Source organism: Bradyrhizobium sp. GW821-FHT13H06, from assembly GCF_058803975.1.
Genome location: NZ_JBXAPN010000012.1, coordinates 89,528 through 109,530 on the forward strand (window position 1 = coordinate 89,528; position 20,003 = coordinate 109,530).

A 20,003-nucleotide genomic window follows, 5' to 3' on the forward strand; every position below is an offset into this window, starting at 1 on the left:
ATGAACATCGTAACCGAACACAAGATTTCGGGCGAACCGATCGACAAGGCTCCCAAGCGTCCGGTTCGGCCGGTGCTCTGGTTCATCATCGTCGGCACGCTTCTGGCCGCGCTCGTCGGTGGTCTCGTCTGGTTCAACTATTTCCGCGGCCAGATGATCCAGCAGTTCTTCGCCAACAACAAGCCGCCGCCGACGGCCGTCAGCGCGGCCGAGGCGAAGTCCGAGGTGGTGCCGAACCTGCTCACCGCTGTCGGCAGCCTTGTCGCCGTGCATCAGGTCGACGTCAGCGCCGACGTCAACGGCCGCGTCACGGAGATCAAGTTCGAGCCGGGTACGCGTGTCGAGGCCGGCACGCCGCTGGTGCAGCTGTTCGACGCGCCGGAGCAGGGCGACCTCGCCAATTACAAGGCGCAGGCGACCGTCGCGCAGCTGTCGCTTGACCGCGCCAAGCAACTGGCCGCGCGCCAGTTCGGTCCGCAGGCGACCGTCGATGCCGCGCAGGCCTCCTACGACCAGGCGCAGGCCGGCATCGCCAAGACCGAGGCGTTGATCTCGCAGAAGCTGGTGCGCGCGCCGTTCTCAGGCGATCTCGGCATGCGCAAGGTCGAGGTTGGCCAATACCTGACGGCAGGTACGGCGATCGTGTCGTTGACCGATCTGTCGGAGCTGTGGGCCAACTTCACGGTGACGGAAAAGGATTCCGGCAACCTCAAGGTCGGCCAGACCGTCCGGCTGAAGGTCGATGCCTATCCGGGCCGCACCTTCGAGGGCAAGATCACCACGATCGAGCCGCAGATCGCGACCGACACCCGCAACATCCGCGTGCAGGCGACGATCGCCAATCCGGAGAAGATCCTCAAGCCCGGCATGTTCGTGACCACCACGGTGGTGCTGCCGGACAAGCCGGCCGTGATCACCGTGCCTGAGACGGCTGTCGACTACACCCTGTACGGCGACTCGGTATTCGTGATCGCCGAGAAAAAGGAAGCGGACGGCAAGACCAGCCTCTCGGCGGTGCGCACCTTCGTGCAGACTGGTAACCGGGTCGAGGGTCGCGTCGAGATCCTCAAGGGCCTGAAAGCGGGCGACAAGGTCGTCGCCCTCGGCCAGCTCAAGCTGCAATCGGGTGCACCGGTATCGATTTCGACCGACCCGGCTCCGCCGATCCCGGCGCAGCCGCCGCGCTACTGACAACATCCTCACGTGATCCGGCCCGGCCGGATCACGTCTCTTGAGACAAAGAAATCCAGATCGGAAATCGAGATCGCCGCGATGGCCCTTACCGATATTTTCATCAAGCGCCCGGTTCTGTCGGTCGTCGTCAGCCTGCTGATCCTGCTGATCGGCCTGCGCGCGGCGATGGTGCTGCCGATCCGGCAATATCCGAAGCTGTCGAACACGGTCATCAACATCACGACCGTCTATCCCGGCGCGTCCGCGGACCTGATCCAGGGCTTCATCACCACGCCGATCGAGCAGGCAGTCGCCTCCGCCGAGGGCGTCGACTACATCACCTCGTCCTCCGTGCTCGGCACGTCGACGATTCAGGTTTACATCAAGCTGAATTTCGATCCGAACCAGGCGCTCACCGAGGTGCTGGCCAAGACGAACTCGGTGAAGTACCTGATCCCGAAGGAATCCAACGACCCGATCGTCACCAAGACCACCGGCCAGACCACGGCCGTGATGTATCTCGGCTTCTCGTCCGAGGAGCTGTCCGGCTCGGCGATCTCCGACTATCTGACGCGCGTGGTGCAGCCGGTGCTGTCGACCGTCGACGGCGTCGCCTCGGCCGACATTCTCGGCGGCCAGACCTTCGCGATGCGTCTTTGGCTCGATCCCGTGAAGATGGCCGGCCGCAACGTGTCGCCGGCCGACGTCGCCGCGGCAATCACCGCCAACAACTTCCAGTCCGCGGCGGGCCAGACCAAGGGCTATCTCATCGTCTCGAACGTCTCGACGAATACCGGCCTCACCGACGTCAACCAATTCAAGAAGATGATCGTCAAGGCCAAGGACGGCGGCTTCGTGCGGATGGAGGATATCGCCACCGTCGAGCTTGCCGCCCAGAGCACGGACGCCAGTGTTGCCTTCAACGGCGAGCACGCGATCTTCATCGGCGTGCAGGCAACGCCGCAGGGCAACCCGCTGACGCTGGTCAAGGGCGTGCGCGCGCTGTTCCCCGAGCTCGAGCGCAATCTGCCGCCATCGATGAAGATGAAGGTCGCCTACGACTCGACCAAGTTCATCCAGTCCTCGATCGACGAGGTGGAGAAGACGCTGGGCGAAGCCGTGATCATCGTGATCGTGGTCATCTTCCTGTTCCTGGCCTCGCTGCGCTCGGTCATCATTCCCGTCGTCACCATCCCGCTGTCGATGATCGGTGTCTGCACCCTGATGCTGGCGCTGGGCTTCAGCTTCAACCTCCTGACCCTGCTTGCGATGGTGCTGGCGATCGGCCTCGTCGTCGACGACGCCATCGTCGTGGTGGAGAACATCCATCGCCACCTTGAGGAGGGCAAGACACCGGTTCAGGCCTCGCTGCAAGGTGCGCGCGAGATCGTGGGTCCCGTCATCTCGATGACGATCACGCTCGCGGCGGTGTATGCGCCGATCGGCTTCCTCGGCGGCCTCACCGGCTCGCTGTTCCGCGAATTCGCCTTCACCCTCGCGGGCTCGGTGATCGTGTCGGGCGTGATCGCGCTGACGCTGTCGCCGATGATGTGCTCGATGCTGCTGAAGAACACCGAGGAAGGCCGCTTCGCAAAGCTCGTGAACCGGGTGTTCGGCGCGATGACGCGCTGGTACGGCCGCAAGCTCGATCGCTCGCTCGACTACAAGGCCATCACCGGCCTGTTTGCGATCACGATCCTCGGCCTCGTCGGTTTCCTTTATATGCACACCTCCAAGGAGCTGGCGCCCGAGGAAGACCAGGGCATCGTGTTCGCAGTGACCAAGGCCCCGAAATACGCCAACATCGATTATCTCGATTTCTACGGCGAGAAGCTCGACAAGGAATTCGCGAAATTCCCCGAGACCGACCTGCGCTTCGTGCTGAACGGCATCAACGGCCCGCAGGGCGGCATCGCCGGCATGCTGCTCAAGCCCTGGGACGAGCGCACGCGTTCGTCGATCCAGCTGAAGCCGCTGGTGCAGGCCGAGCTCTCCAAGATCGAGGGCGTGCAGGCCTTCGCCTTCAACCTGCCGCCGCTGCCGGGCGGCCCGGGTGGCCTGCCGATCCAGATGGTGATCAACTCCACCGCCGGGTTCCAGACGGTCTATGAGCAGATGGAGAAGCTGAAGGAAGCTGCGCGCAAGAGCGGCATGTTCATCGTCTCCGACAGCGACCTCGCCTACAACCAGCCGAACGTGAAGGTGACGATCGACCGCACCAAGGCACAGGACCTCGGCGTCAACATGCAGAACCTGGGCGCTACGCTCGCTGTGCTGCTCGGCGGCAACTACATCAACCGCTTCAATCTCGAGGGCCGGTCCTACCAGGTGATCCCGCAGGTGCCGCGCGCCAAGCGGCTGTCGCCGGAATCGCTCGGCGGCTACTACGTGACGACCAATACCGGCCAGCAGCTGCCGCTGTCGACGGTGGTGTCCATTGAAACCAAGACCGACCCGAATTCGCTGACTCACTTCAACCAGCTCAATTCGGCGACGTTCTCGGCCGTGCCGATGCCGGGTGTGACCGTCGGTGCGGCGGTGGACTTCCTCGAAGGCGAGGCCAAGAAGCTGCCGCAGGGCTTCAGCCACGACTATCTGGCCGACTCCCGGCAATATGTGCAGGAAGGCAATCAGCTCGCGATCACCTTCGGCTTCGCGCTGATCATCATCTTCCTGGTGCTGGCCGCGCAGTTCGAGAGCCTCCGCGACCCGCTGGTGATCATGATCTCGGTGCCGATGGCGATCGTCGGCGCGCTGATCCCGCTGTTCTTCGGCGCGGCGACCATGAACATCTATACCCAGGTCGGTCTGCTCACCCTGGTCGGCCTGATCACCAAGCACGGCATCCTGATGGTGGAGTTCGCCAACGAGCTCCAGGTCAAAGAGCGGCTCGACCGCCGCTCCGCCATCGAAATGTCGGCCCGCATCCGCTTGCGGCCGATCCTGATGACGACGGCAGCCATGGTCACCGGCCTGATCCCGCTCTTGACCGCGACCGGCGCAGGCGCGGCTAGCCGCTTCTCGATCGGTCTGGTCGTCGTAGCCGGCATGTCGATCGGCACGCTGTTCACGCTGTTCGTGCTGCCGGCGGTCTATGTGGTGCTTGCGACCGACCATCGCGCGGCGGCCGATTCGGAGCGGAACAAGCAGGTCAACGAGCTCGACCTCGGCTCCAAGGCGCTGCGGCCGACCTGAGGCCGCAAGGCAAGCCAGTCCAAGGGCGGCAGCGGTCATCCGCTGCCGCCCTTTTTCGTTGTGTCCTGGGGAAGCCCGTTCCTGCGCTTGCGAGAGACAAGGTCCGGTCTTCTTGCTAGGTTCCGCGGGATGAGCCTTTCCCTCCACTCCGACACACCTCGAGCCGGGACGCTGCCGAGCGCGGCCTCAGGCAAGGCAGCGTCCGGCGGAAGGGCGGGCCGCGGAATCAGGTCGCGGCTGTTTACCAAATACGTCGCGCTGTTCGTGGCCGTCGTCGCCATCGCTCTGCTCGCCAATGGCTTGTTCGAGGTCTTCTTCTATTATCGCGAGCACAAGGCTTCGCTGATCAGGGTCCAGCACGAGCAGGCCGAGGCGGCCGCTGCCAAGATCGGCCAGTTCGTCAAGGAGATCGAGAGCCAGCTCGGCTGGACCACGCAACTGCCTTGGTCCGGAGGTTCGATCGAGCAGCGCCGGTTCGATGCGCTGCGGCTCCTGCGCCAGGTGCCTGCCATCACCGAACTTGCCCAGGTGGATTCGACCGGCAAGGAGCGGTTGCGGGTCTCGCGGCTGGCGATGGACGCGCTCGACAGCGGAATCGACCTGTCGGCCGACCCGAAGTTCACCGAGGCGGTCGCGCACAAGGTCTATTACGGCCCGGTTTATTTCCGCCGGGAGTCCGAGCCCTACATGACGCTGGCGCTGGCCGGCGCCCGCAAGGATGCCGGCGTCAGCATCGCGGAGGTCAATCTCAAGCTGATCTGGGACGTTGTGTCCCAGATCAAGGTCGGCGAGCACGGACACGCCTACGTGGTCGGTCCGGAGGGACGACTGATCGCGCATCCCGACATCAGCCTCGTCCTGCGCAATACCGACATGTCGAACCTGGCGCAGGTACGTGCCGCGCTGGCCGGGAGCGGTACCGGCGCCGGCGCGCTTTCCGAAGCTCGCAACATCCAGGGCCAGCAGGTGCTGACCGCATCGGCCCCGATCGAACCGCTGCACTGGACCATGTTCGTCGAGCTGCCGGTCGAGGAGGCCTATGCCGCGCTCTATGCTTCATTGCAGCGGCTTGCGATCGTGCTGCTCGCAGCATCGATCTTCGCGGTGCTCGCCGGGATCTTCCTGGCGCGCCGCATGGTCGTGCCGATCCAGGCGTTGCGCAGCGGTGCCGAGCGGATCGGGGGCGGCGATTTCTCCCAGCGCATCTCGATTAAAACCGGCGACGAGCTTGAAGGGCTCGCCGACCAGTTCAACGACATGGGCGCACGCTTGCAGGAATCCTATGCCGACCTCGAGAACAAGGTCGAGCAGCGCACCGCGGAACTCCGCCAATCCCTCAACGATCTGCGCACAGCGCAGAACCGCCTGATCCAGACCGAGAAGCTTGCGTCTCTCGGCCAACTCACCGCCGGCATCGCTCACGAGATCAAGAACCCGCTCAACTTCGTCAATAATTTCTCCGCAGTGTCGACGGAGCTGATCGACGAGCTCAACGAAACGTTGCGATCCGCCGCTCTCGACGGCAAGACGAAGGAGGAGGTCGAGGAGTTGACCGGCATGCTCAGGGGCAACCTCGAGAAGGTGGTGCAGCACGGCAGGCGCGCCGATTCCATCGTGCGGAACATGCTGCTGCATTCGCGCGAAGGTTCCGGCGAGCATCGCGCCGTCGACATCAATGCCGTCGTGGAGGAAAGCCTCAATCTGGCCTATCACGGCGCGCGTGCCGAAAGGCCGGCATTCAACGTCACGCTCGAGCGCGCGTTCGATCCCGCTGCCGGCATGGTCGACATTTATCCGCAGGAGATCACGCGCGTCTTCCTCAACCTGATCTCGAACGGCTTCTACGCGGCGGCCAAGCGCAAGGAGAGCGAGGGGGACAGCTTCGCGCCCACCTTGAGCGCGACAACGAAGGATCTCGGCGGCAACGTCGAAATCCGGATCCGCGACAACGGCACCGGGATTCCGCCCGAGGTGAAGGAGAGGATGTTCAACCCCTTCTTCACCACCAAGCCGGCCGGCGAGGGGACGGGGCTCGGTCTGTCCATGAGCCATGATATCATCGTGAAGCAGCACGGCGGCACGATCGACGTGAACACCGAGCCCGGTGTATTCACCGAGTTCATCATCACCCTGCCGCGGGCGATGGCAACAGGCAGCACGACTGGCAGTACACCCGGAGGCAAGTCTTGAACGTTTACATCCTGGTCGTCGATGACGAGCCCGACGTCGAGGCGCTGTTCCGGCAACAGTTCCGGCGCGACCTGCGCGCCGGCCGCTTCCAGATGGAGTTCGCGCTCTCGGCCCCCGAGGCGCTGAAGCGCGCCGCCGAGGTTCGCGATCCCTCGCTGATCCTGATCCTGTCTGACATCAACATGCCCGGCATGAGCGGGCTCGACATGCTGCCGAAGGTGCGCGCCGCGCATCCGGATGTGCCCGTCATCATGATCACGGCCTATGGCGACGCCGAGACGCGCCGAAAGGCGATCGAGCGCGGTGCCGTCGGGCTTCTCACCAAGCCGATCGACTTCGCGCTGCTGCGACAGGAGATCGACACGAGGCTTGAGCAAGCCGCATGACTGCGACCATCCTCTTCGTCGACGACGAGCCTGACCTCGAGGCGCTGATCCTGCAGAAATTCCGCAGGCAGATTCGCGATGGGAAGCTCGCTCTCATATTCGCGCGCGACGGCCTGGAGGCGCTGGAGTCGCTCGAGCTGAACCCGCATGTCGACATGGTGGTTTCCGACATCAACATGCCGCGGATGGACGGCCTGTCGCTGCTGGCGAAGCTCCAGGAGGCCGAGGACAAGAAGTCGACCATCATCGTCTCGGCTTATGGCGACATGAGCAATATCCGCATCGCCATGAACCGCGGCGCTTTCGACTTCCTGACCAAGCCGATCGACTTCGCCGATCTGGAGACCACGATCGAGAAGACCATTCGTCATGTGGAGATGCTGCGCGACGTGCGGCGGCGCCAGATGGAAGCCGAGCGCGCTTATGCCTCGCTGTCGCGTTTCTTCTCGCCGGAGATCGCAAGGCGCTTGGCGGCGGATGTCGAGGGTGACGGCATGGAGGTGCACTGGCGCGATATCGCCACCCTCTTCACCGACATCACCGGCTTCACCTCCCTGGTCGAGTCCGCGGCCCCGCAGACACTGGGCGAGCTTCTCAACGAATATTTCGGCGGCATGACCGAGATTGTCTTCGCTCATGAAGGGACGGTCGCCAAGATCATCGGCGATGCGATCCAGGTGCTGTTCAATGCACCCGGCGACCAGCCGGACTATGCGACGCGTGCAGTCGCCTGTGCCCATGACCTCGACGCCTGGGCGGAGGACTTTTCGGCGCGCTGGAAGGCGAGGGGCGTGAATTTCGGGACCACCCGCATCGGTGCCCATGCTGGCCCCGCGCTGGTCGGCAATTTCGGCGGCAACCGCTTCTTCGACTACACGGCCTATGGCGATACCGTCAATACGGCAGCGCGGCTGGAGGCGGCCAACAAGTATCTGGGAACGCGCATCTGCGTCAGTGCCAGCGTGGCCAAGGGGGCTGCGAACTTCCATGGTCGGCCCGTGGGCGACCTGATGCTGCGCGGGCGCAGCGAGCCGCTGCGTGCGTTCGAACCGCTGCTCCAGCCGAAATTCGAAGCCCCGGCGACGGCGCAATATTCCGAAGCTTTTGCCAAGATGGAGGCAGGCGAAGCCGCCGCCATGCCGGCCTTTGCCGCGCTGGTCGGGATGCATGCCGACGATCCGCTGGCCGGTTTTCACCTGAGGCGTCTGCTCAACGGCGCCAAGGGCACTCGCATGCAATTGGAATAGGAGTCCGTCATGACGCGCGAATTCTCCGCCGGCAACTATCGTTTCATTCCATCCGTGTTCCAGTATTCCGCCGGCGCCGCCGCGGACGAGGGGTATGAGATCGAACGCGTCCGGTTCGACCGCCTGGTGCCGCTCGCGGAAGGATTTGCGCTGGCCGCAAGGTTCATCCGGGAGGCGGGGCGTCCGTTGACGGCGTTCTGTGCCTGCGAGCTGCGCTCGCCGGCGGCCTTCAGCGAGGAGGGCTTTCGTGCGTTCAACCTGCACTATGTGAAGACGTTGTCCGAGTGGGGCATCTTCGACGGCACCACCAATCCGGTGGCGCGCAGCAATGTCTGTCCGGAGATCGATCCGCCGTCAGAGCCGTCCTTCTACGCATTCTCGTTCACGCGACCGACGCGATCAAACGCACCCAGCTTCGTCATCGCCGGCGGCGCCGAGGCACGCGAGGGGAGCGGTACCTATGTCGAGCGCACCGTGCGCTACCGCGACCTCAGTCCGGAAGGTTTGCGGGAAAAGGTTCGCTTCACCACGACCTCGCAAATGGAGAGCCGGATGGCCGCCTTCGGCTTCGGCTGGAAGGACACGACCGGCGTGCAGGCCTATTCCGTGCACGACTTCCACCACGCGCTGGTCGACGAACTGGTTCGCCGCGGCGCCTTGCGCTCCGGCCTGACCTGGCACTTCGCGCGTCCGCCGGTGGTCGATCTCGAATATGAGATGGACTGCCGCCGCGTGATGCGCGAGGTTGTGATCTAGTCTAGCGCTGCCGCGGATCGAGCGCATCGCGAAGGCCGTCGCCGAGCAGGTTCAGCGACAGAACCACGAGGAAGATCGCGAGGCCCGGCCAGATCGCCATCCAGGGCGCCTGCGTCAGGAAGCGTTGCGCGGCGTTGAGCATGCTGCCCCAGGACGGAGCGGGCGGCTGCTGGCCGAGGCCCAGGAACGACAATGCGGCCTCGGCGATGATGGCGGCGGCGATCGAGAGTGTCGCCTGCACCAGCAGCGACGGCAGGATGTTCGGCAGGATATGGGAGAACGCGATCCGCCATGGCGGATTGCCGAGCGCCCGCGCGGCCTCGACATAGTCCTCGGCCTTGACGACGAGCACCTGGCCGCGGGTCAGGCGGATGAAGATCGGGGTCGCCGAGATGCCGATCGCGATCATGGCGTTGCCGAGGCTCGGCCCGAGGAATGCCGCGAGCGCAATCGCCAGGATCAGGAACGGGCAGGCCAGCATCGCATCGGTGATCCGGCTGATCAGCGCGTCGGTGAAGCCGCCGCGATAGCCGGCAAGAAGGCCGAGCGGCACGCCGATGCCGAGCGCGATCGCGACCGAGATGAGACCCGCGAGGAGGGAGGCGCGCGCGCCGTAGACGACGCGGCTCAGGATGTCGCGGCCGAGCTCGTCGGTGCCGAACCAGTGCGCCGCCGTCGGCGGCTTGCGCACCAGGCCCCAGCTCGTCGCGATGGGATCGTAGGGAACGACGAGTGGCGCGAGCGCCGCAAGGAGGATGAATACCGTGATCACGACAAGCCCGAACACGGCCGCCTTGCGCTTGAACAGCCGCCGCCGGGCGCGACGGGCCGGGCTGTCCAGCTCGTAGGCTTGGGCGGCGGGGCTGGCGGGCAGCGCAGTGTCGGTCATCGCCTAGCCCCTCAGCCGCGGATTGACGAGGACATAGGCGACGTCGGCGACGAGGTTCAAGGTAATGTAAACCGTGGCCGTCACCAGCACCACGCCCTGCACCACGGCGTAGTCGCGATTGAACACGGCGTCCACGATCAGCTTGCCGAAACCGGGGATGGAGAAGATCTGTTCGGTCAGCACCGCGCCCGACAGCAGCGTGCCGAGCTCGAGCGCGCCGAGCGTGATGATCGGCGTCAGCGCATTGCGCATGGCGTGCTTGAGGATGACCGAGCGCTCGGAAAGACCCTTCGCGCGAGCGGTGCGGACATAGTCGCTCTCCAGCACCTGGAGCATGGCGCTGCGGGTGTGTCGCATCAGGATCGCGGAAATCGCGTTGCCGAGCACGAAGGCCGGCATGATGGTGGCGGCGAGACTCGCGCGCCAGTTCTCGGTCAGCGGCACATAGCCCGAGGCCGGCAGCCAGCCGAGCTTGATCGAGAACAGGAAGATCAGGAGGATTCCGAGCCAGAAATTCGGCGTCGAGATACCCCACAGCGCGAACAGATTGGCGCCATAGTCCCAGGCCGTGCCCTTCTTCACCGCGGAGACGATCCCGGCGGGAATGCCGATGCAAAACGCGATCAGGATCGCCATCGAGCCGAGCTGCAGCGTCACCGGCAGTTTCTGTGCGATCAGCTCGCGCACCGGCATCTTGTTGCGCAGCGACTCGCCGAAATTTCCTGTCAGGACGCCCTTGAGCCAGTAGACGTACTGGACCGGGATCGGCTGATCGAGCTTGTACTGCTGGCGGATCTGCTCGATCACCGCGGGATCGCGCTCCTCGCCGGCCATCACCAGCGCGGGATCCCCCGGCAGCAATTGCTGCAGCGAGAAGATCAGAACCGACACGAAGAACAGCGTCGGTACGATCTGCGCGATCCGGCGGGCGAGGAAGTTCAGCATGGTGCCGAGCGCTCCGTGGGCGCTGTCGCGATCACTTGAACTTCAGCCCGACCACGCGCACGAGGCCATCGGGCATCTGCCGGTAACCGTCGAGCTTCTTGGTGTGCGCGATCAGAAGCGTGCGGTGATAGATGTAGATGATCGGCAGGTCGTCGAGCAGGATCCTGGCCAGCTTGGCGTAGATCGCCTTGCGCTCGTCGACGTTCGCTGTCGCTCGCCCCTCTTCCATCAGCTTGTCCGCCTCGGGGTTGGAATAACCTCCGTCATTCTGCGGCGCCTTGCTGCGCATGAAGATGTAGGAATTGCCGTCCGGATCGATCCGGCCGCTCCAGTTGATCTGGAAGACCTGGAACTCGCCGGCCTGGGCCTGCTTGAAGGTGGTCGCAAATTCGACCGCGCGGATCTTGATGTCGAAGCCGGCTTCCGCCGCCATCGACTGGACGACCTGGGCGACGGCCTCGTTCTCTGCGCCCTTCGGGATCATGTAGTCCACCGTCACCGGCAGGGTGACACCCGCTTCCTTCAGCAGCGCCTTGGCCTTGGCAACGTCGCGGCCGCGAACCGGGAATGCCTTCTGGTAATAGGGATGCGTCGGGCTGACCCATTGATTGCCCGGGGTGAACTCTCCGTTGAACACGACCTGGTTGAGAGCCTCGCGATCGATGGACAGATCGAGCGCCTGCCGGACTTTGGCCGACTGGCTCAGCGGGCCCTTGTTCTTGTCGTTACCGATGTTGATGGTCAGGCCGAGATAGCCAAGCTCCGGCGCGGTCGACAATACGAGCCGGGAATCGGCGCGGACGTCCTTGATGTCGGTGGCCAGCACGCGTTCGATCAGGTCGAGCGCGCCGGATTTCAGATTGGCGAGGCGTACGGTGGCGTCGACGATCGGCTGGAACACGACGCGGTCGATGTGGATGTTGTCCTTGTTCCAGTAGTCGGCGAATTTCTCGAACACCATGCGGTCCTGCTGGACGCGCTCGACGAATTTGTAGGGACCGGCGCAGACCGGATGCAGGCCGAACTTGTCACCGGCCTCCTTCGCAGCCTTGGGCGAGACCATCATGCCGGAGCGGTCGGTGAGCTGGGCGATCAGCGGCGAATAGGGCGTCTTCAGCACCAGCTTGATGGTGAGGGGATCGACCACCTCGACGTGGTCGACGCTGGCGAGCTCGGACTTGCGGAACGAGGTCGGCAGCGTCATGTGACGCTCGATCGAGAATTTCGCGGCTTCCGCGTCCAGCGGTTCGCCGTCGTGGAATTTGACGCCTGGCCGAAGCTTGATCGTCATGGCCTTGCCGTCGGCCGATGTCTCGTAGGACAACGCCAGCTGTGGCACGATGTTGAGCTTCTCGTCGATGTCGAACAGCTTGTCACAGAACGCGGAGAAGACGATGCGGCCGACATAAGTGCGGCCGATGCTGGGATCGAGGATGTCGGGGTCTTCGGCGATGCCGATGCGAAGCGTGGTCTGCGCCTGGGTGGTGCCCGCGAGCGACGTCAGCAATGCCGACGCCAGGATTGTCAAACGCATACAGCTCATCGCTCTCAACCTCTGTTTCACGGCGTTGTGGGGGCCGCCCCCAATGAACGAACCCCGCCGCCGCGTGCTGCTTCCGGCCCACCGCTGAAGGCTGCGACCAGTTTTTCCAGGACGGGCGAGAAGCCGCCGTCCATGGGGACGATCGCCTCCGAGGAGGGCAGTTCCGATGTTCGGTGGCAGGCCGTTGCATGTCCGATGCCATCCGGCATGAGCTGGGGCATTTCGCTGCGGCAGCGTTCGATGACATAGGGACAGCGGGTGTGGAAGCGGCATCCCGACGGCGGATTGAGCGCGCTGGGGATCTCTCCCTGCAGCACAATCCGGCTGCTCTTTGCCCGCGGTTTAGGCACGGGGATCGCGGACAGCAGCGCCCGGCTGTAGGGATGGCGCGGCGCGGCGAACAGCGCGTCCGCCTCCGCGGTCTCGACGATCTGGCCGAGATTCATCACCGCGACGTGGTCGGCGATGTGCTTGACCACGGCGAGGTCGTGCGAAACGAAAATGTAGGCGAGGCCAAGCCGGTCCTGCAGCTCGCTCAGCAAGTTCAGGATCTGCGAGCGGATCGAGACGTCGAGCGCCGAGACCGGCTCGTCGCAGATGATCAGCTTCGGCTCGACCGCGAGCGCGCGTGCGATGGCGATGCGCTGGCGCTGACCGCCCGAGAATTCATGCGGATAGCGCCGGGCCAGCCGCGGCTCGAGCCCGACCAGCCGCAGCAACTCGGCAACGCGCTCGGATCGTCGCGGCGCCGGAACGAGATCGTGCAGCGCCAGCGGCTCGGTCAGGATCTGGCCGACCGTCATGCGCGGATTGAGCGAGGCGTAGGGATCCTGGAAGATGATCTGGGCTTCACGACGGAAGGCGCGCAAGCCGTTGGCGTCGAGCGAGAGCAGGTCGCGGCCGTCGAAGCGGACCGCGCCCGCATCCGGCTCGATCAGCCGCAGCACCAGGCGGCTGACGGTGGACTTGCCGCATCCGGATTCGCCGACGAGGGCCAGCGTCTTGCCGGCGTCGAGCGAGAACGAAACGCCATCGACGGCCTTGACGTGCGCCAATGCGCGGCCGAACAGCGAGCGCTCGGCGACGAAATGCTTGACCAGGCCTTCGACCTCGAGCAGGGCCATCACGACACCAACAGTTCGAGCGGCGCGCGGATGCAGCGCGAGAGGTGACCGGGGCCGACTTCCAGCAGCGGCGGCGGCGCCTTCGTACAGGCATCGAGCATGAAGGGACAGCGCGCGGCGAAGCGGCAACCGGCGGGCGGCTGCGCCATGTTCGGAACCATGCCTTCGATCGTCGCAAGCTGCTCGGCCCGATGGTCGAGCCGCGGGATCGAGCCGAGCAGACCGACCGTATAAGGATGCTGCGGCGCCGAGAACAGCTCGTCCACCGGCGCACGCTCGACGATCTCGCCGGCATACATGACCGCCACCTCGTCGCAAACCTCGGCGACGACGCCAAGATCGTGAGTGATCAGGATGATCGCGGCGCCGCTCGCCGCTTTCAGCTCGCGCATCAACTCCAGGATCTGAGCCTGCAGAGTGACGTCGAGCGCGGTCGTCGGCTCGTCGGCGATAAGGAGGCGCGGGTCGCAGGCCAGCGCCATCGCGATCATGACGCGCTGGCGCATGCCGCCGGAGAGCTTGTGCGGATACTCGTCGATGCGCCGCTCGGGCGATGGGATGTGGACGCGGCGCAGCAGCTCGATTGCGCGGTTCCGCGCACTCTTCCGCGAGCCGCCGCGATGGCGCAGGATCGTTTCGATGATCTGATCGCCGATCGTGAAACTCGGGTTGAGCGAGGTCATCGGTTCCTGGAAGATCATCGCCAGCCGGTTGCCGCGGAGGTCGCGCAGCGTCTGGTCCGGGGTCTTCAGCAGGTCGAAACCGTCGAAGCGGATCGCGCCTGATATCTCCGCGCTCTGCTTCGGCAAGAGGCCCATGATGGCCAGCGAGGTCACGCTCTTGCCGCAGCCGGATTCGCCGACGAGGCCGAGCGTGGCGCCATGGGCGACACTGAGATCGACGCTGTCGACGGCGTGGGTGACGCGGCCGTCGTCGCCGTGAAAGCGGATGCGCAGATCCCTGATCTCGATGAGGGGGCTCGTGCTCATGACCGCCTTGCCCGCGCTGCTGCGATGCTGGCGTCGATGACGCTGCGATCGGTGTTGCCGGCCGGGTTCTGCCGCGTCGGCATGGAGGCGCGGAAGTGTACCCAGAGCTCGTGGCTGACCTGCTCCAGACGTTCGAGCTCTCCCAGCGGATCGGGATGATCGTCGGTGCGAATGTCGAGTGTCGGCCATTCCTCCTCGCCGTGGATCAGCAGCGCGGCGGACTGCTTGCCGCGCTTGTCCCCGCCGGCGGCTTCACCCGCGCGCATCGCCGCGAGCAGGCGGCGCGGGAAGGACAAGCTGTCATTGGCGATGTAGGTCTTTGCGGTCTCGTCGAGCACGTCGGCGCAGGCGAGCATGTTGCCCGCGATCGAGAAGCCGCTGCCTGCGATGTGGCCGCACCAGTCGACACAATCGCGCCCCGTATGCGCGGCGATCTCGCCGCTGGCGTCCATGATGTGGATCTGGCGGCTTTCGCGGCCGTCGTCGGTCGCGAGCAGGGTGGCGAGCACGTCGTGCGCGTTCAAACCTTCGCGCAGCAGCTTGACGCCGTCGATGCCGTAATAGGGGTTGACGAAGGCCTGCGTTGCGATGGCGCCGATGCCGGCGGCAATGTAGGGGACCCGCGCGCCGACGGCGAAGAAGCGGGTCGCTACCGCAATGCCAAGCTGGCCGGTGGCAGGGTCTCGCGCGATGATCGACCAGGTCATGTGCTGCCTTCAGCGTCCTGCGGCGTAACCCTGCATGCCGCGCGGGTTGGCGGCGGCGCGGCGGCGCACGCCGACGCGCGAGGCGGCGGTGAGGCGGCCTTCCGACCAGTCGGGACCGACCTCGACGATATGCCCACGATCGCGCAGGTTCTCGATCGTCGCCTTCGGGACGCGGTTCTCGACGACGAGCACGCCGGGACGCGCGGTGCGCGGCCAGAACGAGATCGGGAAGTGCTCGGAGTGCCAGGCCGGCGCGTCGATCGCCTCCTGGAGATTCAGATTGCAATGAACGTGGCGCAGGAAGAACTGCGTGATCCACTGGTCCTGCTGGTCGCCGCCGGGCGAGCCCCAGGCGAGGTACGGCTCGCCATCGCGCAATGCCATGGTCGGCGACAGCGTCGTGCGTGGCCGTTTGCCCGGCGCAAGCGCAGCGGGATGGCCTTCCTCCAGCCAGAACATCTGGGCGCGGCTGCCGAGGCAGAAGCCGAGCTCCGGAATGATTGGCGAGGATTGCAGCCATCCGCCCGATGGCGTCGAGGACACCATGTTGCCGGCCTTGTCGATGATGTCGAAATGCACGGTGTCGCCGCGAACCTCGCCGAAGCGCCCCACCGTCGGCTCGCCGGCACCGAGCGCGCCGACGGCCTCGCGCTGGCCCTCGGCGCGGCGCAGCTTGACCTCGCCACCAAAGCCTTCGACCGAGCCGGGGAGGAGATCGAGCGAAGCCTTGTCGGTGATGAGCTTGCGCCGCTCGTCATTGTAGGCATCCGACAACAGCGTCCCGATCGGAATCTCGGTGAACTTGGGATCGCCATAGAATTTCTCGCGGTCGGCGAAGGCAAGCTTGGCGCATTCGATCTGGAGATGGATGAACTCCGGCCCGGTCGGATCGAGCCCGTCGAGCGCAAAGCCCTTGAGCAGCGCGAGCTGCTGGAGCGTGACGGGGCCCTGGCTCCAGACGCCGGCCTTGCAGACGGTGTAGCGGCCATAGTCGTAAGTGAGCGGCGCCTCGACCGTCGGCTGCCAGCGCGCCATGTCGTCGGCCGAGAGCACGCCGCGATGAGGCGAGCCGCTGACGTCCATCACCTCCTGCGTCCGGCAGAACTTGTCGATGGCCTCCGCGACGAAGCCTTGCGACCAGGCTTTGCGCGCGCGTTCGATCTCGGCGTCGCGGCCGCCACCGCCGCTCTCGGCTTCGCTGAGGATGCGGGCGTAGGTTGCGGCCAGCGTCTTGTTGGTGAAGAGCGTGCCGGGCTTCGGCACCTCACCGTTTGGAAGATACACCGCGGCCGAGGTCGGCCAATGCTGACGGAACAGCTGCTCGACGGTCTGGATCGTGGCGCAGGCGCGTTCGACCAGCGGATAGCCGTCGCGGGCGTAGGAGATCGCGGGCCCCAGCACGTCGCGCACGCGCATCGTGCCGTAGTCTCGTAGCATCATCATCCAGGATTCGAAAGTGCCGGGAACGCAGGCCGCGAGCAGGCCGGTGCCGGGCACCATGTCGAGGCCTTCGCTTCTGTAATGTGCGATGGTGGCGCGCGCGGGCGCCGGGCCCTGACCGCAGATCACCTCAGTGCGGCCGCGCTTCACGTCGTGGACGATGACGGGTACGTCGCCGCCGGGACCGTTCAAATGCGGTTCGACCACCTGGAGCGTGAAGGCGGTGGCAACGCCGGCATCGAAGGCATTCCCGCCCTTTTCCAGGATGGCCATGCCGACGGCTGTCGCGATCCAGTGCGTGGTGGCGACGACGCCGAACGTGCCTTCGATCTCGGGCCTCGTCGTGAATGGATCGGGATTGATCTTGCTTGTCATAGGCTACCTTATTTGCGGCGCGCGCAATTGATCACAGGGCCACGCTGCCGCCAAATGCGAAGGCTGCATGGCACGCGCGCGTCACGCCGGGACCGGTGCGGTGTTGACGGCGTGGCAGGCGACGCCGTCGATCAGTTCCGGGATCTCCTTGCGGCAGAGATCGAACGCGAGCGGACAGCGTGGATTGAAGGCGCAGCCGGAGGGTGGATTGATCGGGTTCGGGATCTCGCCCTTGACCGGAATGCGCTGGCGGCCGCTCATGGCGAGATCGGGCACCGCGCCCAGCAGCATCTTGGTGTAGGGCATGCGCGGGCGGGCAAACAGCTCGCGTCCTTCCGCGATCTCGACGATCCGGCCGAGATACATCACGCCGACGCGGCTCGCCATGTGGCGGACCACGGCGAGATTGTGGCTGATGAACATGTAGGTCAGGCCGAACTTGTCCTGGAGGTCGCGCATCAGGTTCAGGATCTGCGCCTGCACCGAGACGTCGAGCGCCGATGTCGGCTCGTCGCAGACGATGAACTCGGCGTCGGAGGCGAGCGCGCGCGCGATCGCGATGCGCTGGCGCTGGCCACCGGAAAACTCATGCGGAAATTTCAGCCGGTCGTCGGGATGCAGGCCGACGAGGCTGAGCAGCTCGCCGACGCGGGCCTGGATGTCACGCTCGCCCTGGATCAGGTCGAAGGCACGGATCGGCTCGGAGATGATGGCATCCACGCGGAAGCGCGGGTTCAGGCTTGCATAGGGATCCTGGAAGATCATCTGAATACGGCGACGCAGCTTACGCCGCGCCGGCGCCTGCCGCGGATCGGTCATCGAGACGCCGTCGATCAGGACATCGCCGGAACTTGGCGGCAGGAGGCCGACAACCATCCGCGCCACCGTGGTCTTGCCGGAGCCGGACTCTCCGACCAGAGCAAACGTCTCGCCCTTTCTGATGTCGAAAGTGACGCCATCCACCGCCTTGAGGTATTCGAGGTGACCACCTTCGAGCACGCGGTTGAGCCAGGGTTTCGAGACGTCGAAAACGCGGCGCAGATTCGTGGCCTGGACGAAGGGAGCGCTCATGCCGCGCTCTCCGCCGGCACATTGTCATAGAGATGGCAGGCGACCGATTGCGCGCCGTGCGCCTGCGGCTCCGGCCGCTCCACGCGGCAGCGATCGAAGGCGAAGGCGCAGCGCGGATTGAACGAGCAACCACGCGGGATCGCCGACAGCCGCGGCATGGAGCCCGGAATCTGCACGAGGCGCTTGTCCTCGCCCGCAAGCGTCGGGATCGCGCCCATCAGGCCCTTGGCGTAGGGATGCAGCGGGTTTCTCACGACATCCTGCACCGGGCCGATCTCCGCGATGCGGCCGGCATACATCACCGCGACGCGGTCCGAGGTCTCCGCGATCACGCCCATGTCGTGGGTCACCAGCATGACCGCAGTGCCGTGGTCGCGCCCGAGCCGCTTGATCAGCGAGATGATCTGGGCCTGCACGGAAACGTCGAGCGCGGTGGTCGGCTCGTCCGCGATGATCAGCTCCGGCTCGGCGCAGATCGCAAGGGCAATCACCACGCGCTGGCGCATGCCGCCGGAGAACTCATGCGGATAGCCGTCGATCCGCTTTTCGGGTGCGGGAATGCCGACCTCGGCGAGCAGGTCGATGGCGCGGCGGCGCGCCGCCTGCTCCGACAGATTAAGATGCGTCCGGATCGTCTCCACGATCTGGTCGCCGACCCTGTACAGCGGATTGAGCGAGGTGAGGGGATCCTGGAAGATCATCCCGATGCGCTTGCCCCTGATCCGGCGCATCTGCTCCGGCGGCAGATTGTCGATGCGCAGGCCCGCGAGACGAATCTCGCCGCCGGCGATGCGGCCGGGCGGATCGATCAGGCCGATTACCGAGAGGCCGGTGACGGACTTGCCGGCGCCCGACTCGCCGACGACGCCGAGCACCTCGCCCTTGGCGATGTCGAAGGAGACGTCGTCGATGGCGCGCAACGTGCCTCGGCGGGAGGCGAACTCCACCTGGAGGTTGCGCACGGAGAGAACGGGTTCGGTCATGGGCGAGGCGTACTCATCGAAGCTTCGGGTTGAGCGCGTCGCGCAGCCAGTCGCCAAGCAGGTTGATGGAGAGGATCAGGGCGGCGAGCGCAAAACCGGGGAAAGCGACGATCCACCATTCGCCGGCGAACAGATAGTTGTTGCCGATGCGGATCAGCGTGCCGAGCGATGGCATGGTGTCGGGCAGACCGACGCCGAGGAAGGAGAGCGTCGCCTCGGTGATGATGGCGAGCGCAAGGTTGATCGTGGCGATGACCAGGATCGGGCCCATCGTGTTCGGCAGCACATGCCGCAGCATGATCTTCGGCGCAGGCAGGCCGATCAGCTGCGCGGCAGCCACGTAGTCCTTGTTCTTCTCGACCATCACGGAGCCGCGCACCGTCCGCGCGTACCCCACCCAGAAGCTCAGGCCGATCGAGATCACCAGCACCACCAGCATGCTGGTGGCGTCGAGCCGGTTGCCGAGGATCGATTTCGCGATGCCGTTGACCAGCAGCGCGATCAGAATGGCGGGGAAGGTGAGTTGTACGTCGGCGATCCGCATGATCACGCCGTCGACTGCGCCGCCGAAATAGCCGGCGATCAGGCCGAGCGCGATGCCGAGCGCGCCGGCGAAGATCACCCCGGCGACGCCGACGGCGAGCGAGATGCGCATGCCATAGAGAATGGCAGAGAACACGTCGCGGCCCTGCTCGTCGGTGCCGAGCAGGAACGGGCTCTGACCGTCGGCGGTCCACAGCGGCGAGATCCGCGAATTCATCAATTGCAGCTGCGCCGGATCGAACGGATTCTGCACCGCAAGCACGGATGCAAAGATCGCGAGCAGGAAGAACAAGACCGTGATGGTCGCCGCCACCATGGTGAGCTTGGAACGCCGGAAAGAATAAAAGAGATCGCTGTCGAGCCCGCGCCTGAACCAGTTCTGGGCGGCAGGTGCCGGCTGCGCGCCCTGCTTGTCGGAACTGGAGACGGCTGCGTCGGACATGCGGG

The 20,003-nt window shown here is 65.3% G+C and carries 16 protein-coding genes; 6 read left to right on the forward strand and 10 right to left on the reverse strand.

Features of this window, described 5'->3' with window-relative positions; genetic code table 11:
- From AC1RQP_RS34455 to cnbZ, 6 genes are all read left to right on the forward strand, one after another.
- Entirely contained in the window at positions 1-1,191 is a 1,191-nt protein-coding gene (locus tag AC1RQP_RS34455; protein WP_492941625.1) for an efflux RND transporter periplasmic adaptor subunit, read from the forward strand.
- A gap of 81 nt (positions 1,192-1,272) precedes the next feature.
- Positions 1,273-4,368: a MexW/MexI family multidrug efflux RND transporter permease subunit gene (locus AC1RQP_RS34460; RefSeq protein WP_239622198.1), complete on the forward strand. Its 3,096-nt coding sequence runs from the start codon at positions 1,273-1,275 to the stop codon at positions 4,366-4,368.
- Positions 4,369-4,497: 129 nt separating this feature from the next.
- Positions 4,498-6,558, forward strand: a complete 2,061-nt coding sequence (locus AC1RQP_RS34465; RefSeq protein ID WP_492941627.1) for a sensor histidine kinase — start codon at positions 4,498-4,500, stop codon at positions 6,556-6,558.
- Positions 6,555-6,944 carry a response regulator gene (locus AC1RQP_RS34470; protein WP_024340065.1) on the forward strand — a complete coding sequence of 130 codons (390 nt, stop codon included), beginning with the start codon at positions 6,555-6,557 and terminating at the stop codon, positions 6,942-6,944. The genes AC1RQP_RS34465 and AC1RQP_RS34470 overlap by 4 nt, the downstream gene beginning before the upstream one ends.
- Complete coding sequence (locus tag AC1RQP_RS34475) at positions 6,941-8,191, forward strand: adenylate/guanylate cyclase domain-containing protein (RefSeq protein WP_492941628.1); 1,251 nt, start codon at positions 6,941-6,943, stop codon at positions 8,189-8,191. Before AC1RQP_RS34470 ends, AC1RQP_RS34475 begins: the two co-directional genes overlap by 4 nt.
- Positions 8,192-8,200: 9 nt before the next feature.
- Complete coding sequence (gene cnbZ, locus AC1RQP_RS34480) at positions 8,201-8,947, forward strand: 2-amino-5-chloromuconate deaminase CnbZ (RefSeq protein ID WP_492941630.1); 747 nt, start codon at positions 8,201-8,203, stop codon at positions 8,945-8,947.
- 1 nt (position 8,948) lies between these two features.
- On the opposite strand, the gene AC1RQP_RS34485 is transcribed toward cnbZ, so the two are convergent.
- The 10 genes from AC1RQP_RS34485 to AC1RQP_RS34530 form a co-directional block, all read right to left on the reverse strand.
- Complete coding sequence (locus AC1RQP_RS34485; protein ID WP_492941632.1) at positions 8,949-9,836, reverse strand: ABC transporter permease; 888 nt, start codon at positions 9,834-9,836, stop codon at positions 8,949-8,951.
- A 3-nt stretch (positions 9,837-9,839) separates the two neighbouring features.
- Positions 9,840-10,781, reverse strand: a complete 942-nt coding sequence (locus AC1RQP_RS34490; RefSeq protein ID WP_492941634.1) for an ABC transporter permease — start codon at positions 10,779-10,781, stop codon at positions 9,840-9,842.
- Between the two features lie 31 nt (positions 10,782-10,812).
- Positions 10,813-12,324, reverse strand: a complete 1,512-nt coding sequence (locus AC1RQP_RS34495; protein WP_492941636.1) for an ABC transporter substrate-binding protein — start codon at positions 12,322-12,324, stop codon at positions 10,813-10,815.
- A 17-nt stretch (positions 12,325-12,341) separates the two neighbouring features.
- On the reverse strand, positions 12,342-13,448 hold the full coding sequence (locus AC1RQP_RS34500) for an ABC transporter ATP-binding protein (RefSeq protein WP_492941637.1): 1,107 nt from the start codon (positions 13,446-13,448) through the stop codon (positions 12,342-12,344).
- Positions 13,448-14,437 (reverse strand): ABC transporter ATP-binding protein, encoded by a 990-nt coding sequence (locus tag AC1RQP_RS34505; RefSeq protein WP_492941639.1) that lies wholly within the window; start codon positions 14,435-14,437, stop codon positions 13,448-13,450. The genes AC1RQP_RS34500 and AC1RQP_RS34505 overlap by 1 nt, the downstream gene beginning before the upstream one ends.
- On the reverse strand, positions 14,434-15,144 hold the full coding sequence (locus tag AC1RQP_RS34510; RefSeq protein WP_492941641.1) for a DUF1028 domain-containing protein: 711 nt from the start codon (positions 15,142-15,144) through the stop codon (positions 14,434-14,436). Before AC1RQP_RS34510 ends, AC1RQP_RS34505 begins: the two co-directional genes overlap by 4 nt.
- A gap of 9 nt (positions 15,145-15,153) precedes the next feature.
- The gene (locus tag AC1RQP_RS34515) at positions 15,154-16,959 is read right to left on the reverse strand and encodes a gamma-glutamyltransferase family protein (protein ID WP_492941643.1); all 1,806 of its coding nucleotides are present in this window, start codon (positions 16,957-16,959) and stop codon (positions 15,154-15,156) included.
- A gap of 81 nt (positions 16,960-17,040) precedes the next feature.
- Complete coding sequence (locus tag AC1RQP_RS34520) at positions 17,041-18,030, reverse strand: ABC transporter ATP-binding protein (protein ID WP_492941645.1); 990 nt, start codon at positions 18,028-18,030, stop codon at positions 17,041-17,043.
- Entirely contained in the window at positions 18,027-19,013 is a 987-nt protein-coding gene (locus tag AC1RQP_RS34525) for an ABC transporter ATP-binding protein (protein ID WP_492941647.1), read from the reverse strand. Before AC1RQP_RS34525 ends, AC1RQP_RS34520 begins: the two co-directional genes overlap by 4 nt.
- A gap of 13 nt (positions 19,014-19,026) precedes the next feature.
- Positions 19,027-19,998, reverse strand: a complete 972-nt coding sequence (locus AC1RQP_RS34530; protein ID WP_492941649.1) for an ABC transporter permease — start codon at positions 19,996-19,998, stop codon at positions 19,027-19,029.
- Between the last annotated feature and the right edge of the window lie 5 nt (positions 19,999-20,003).

Bases quoted from the DNA above. Each gene is read 5' to 3' on its own strand.
- AC1RQP_RS34455 (WP_492941625.1), top strand. From the start codon at position 1: ATGAACATCGTAACCGAACACAAGATTTCGGGCGAACCGATCGACAAG.
- AC1RQP_RS34460 (WP_239622198.1), top strand. From the start codon at position 1,273: ATGGCCCTTACCGATATTTTCATCAAGCGCCCGGTTCTGTCGGTCGTC.
- AC1RQP_RS34465 (WP_492941627.1), top strand. From the start codon at position 4,498: ATGAGCCTTTCCCTCCACTCCGACACACCTCGAGCCGGGACGCTGCCG.
- AC1RQP_RS34475 (WP_492941628.1), top strand. From the start codon at position 6,941: ATGACTGCGACCATCCTCTTCGTCGACGACGAGCCTGACCTCGAGGCG.
- cnbZ (WP_492941630.1), top strand. From the start codon at position 8,201: ATGACGCGCGAATTCTCCGCCGGCAACTATCGTTTCATTCCATCCGTG.
- AC1RQP_RS34485 (WP_492941632.1), bottom strand. From the start codon at position 9,836: ATGACCGACACTGCGCTGCCCGCCAGCCCCGCCGCCCAAGCCTACGAG.
- AC1RQP_RS34490 (WP_492941634.1), bottom strand. From the start codon at position 10,781: ATGCTGAACTTCCTCGCCCGCCGGATCGCGCAGATCGTACCGACGCTG.
- AC1RQP_RS34495 (WP_492941636.1), bottom strand. From the start codon at position 12,324: ATGAGCTGTATGCGTTTGACAATCCTGGCGTCGGCATTGCTGACGTCG.
- AC1RQP_RS34500 (WP_492941637.1), bottom strand. From the start codon at position 13,448: ATGGCCCTGCTCGAGGTCGAAGGCCTGGTCAAGCATTTCGTCGCCGAG.
- AC1RQP_RS34505 (WP_492941639.1), bottom strand. From the start codon at position 14,437: ATGAGCACGAGCCCCCTCATCGAGATCAGGGATCTGCGCATCCGCTTT.
- AC1RQP_RS34510 (WP_492941641.1), bottom strand. From the start codon at position 15,144: ATGACCTGGTCGATCATCGCGCGAGACCCTGCCACCGGCCAGCTTGGC.
- AC1RQP_RS34515 (WP_492941643.1), bottom strand. From the start codon at position 16,959: ATGACAAGCAAGATCAATCCCGATCCATTCACGACGAGGCCCGAGATC.
- AC1RQP_RS34520 (WP_492941645.1), bottom strand. From the start codon at position 18,030: ATGAGCGCTCCCTTCGTCCAGGCCACGAATCTGCGCCGCGTTTTCGAC.
- AC1RQP_RS34525 (WP_492941647.1), bottom strand. From the start codon at position 19,013: ATGACCGAACCCGTTCTCTCCGTGCGCAACCTCCAGGTGGAGTTCGCC.
- AC1RQP_RS34530 (WP_492941649.1), bottom strand. From the start codon at position 19,998: ATGTCCGACGCAGCCGTCTCCAGTTCCGACAAGCAGGGCGCGCAGCCG.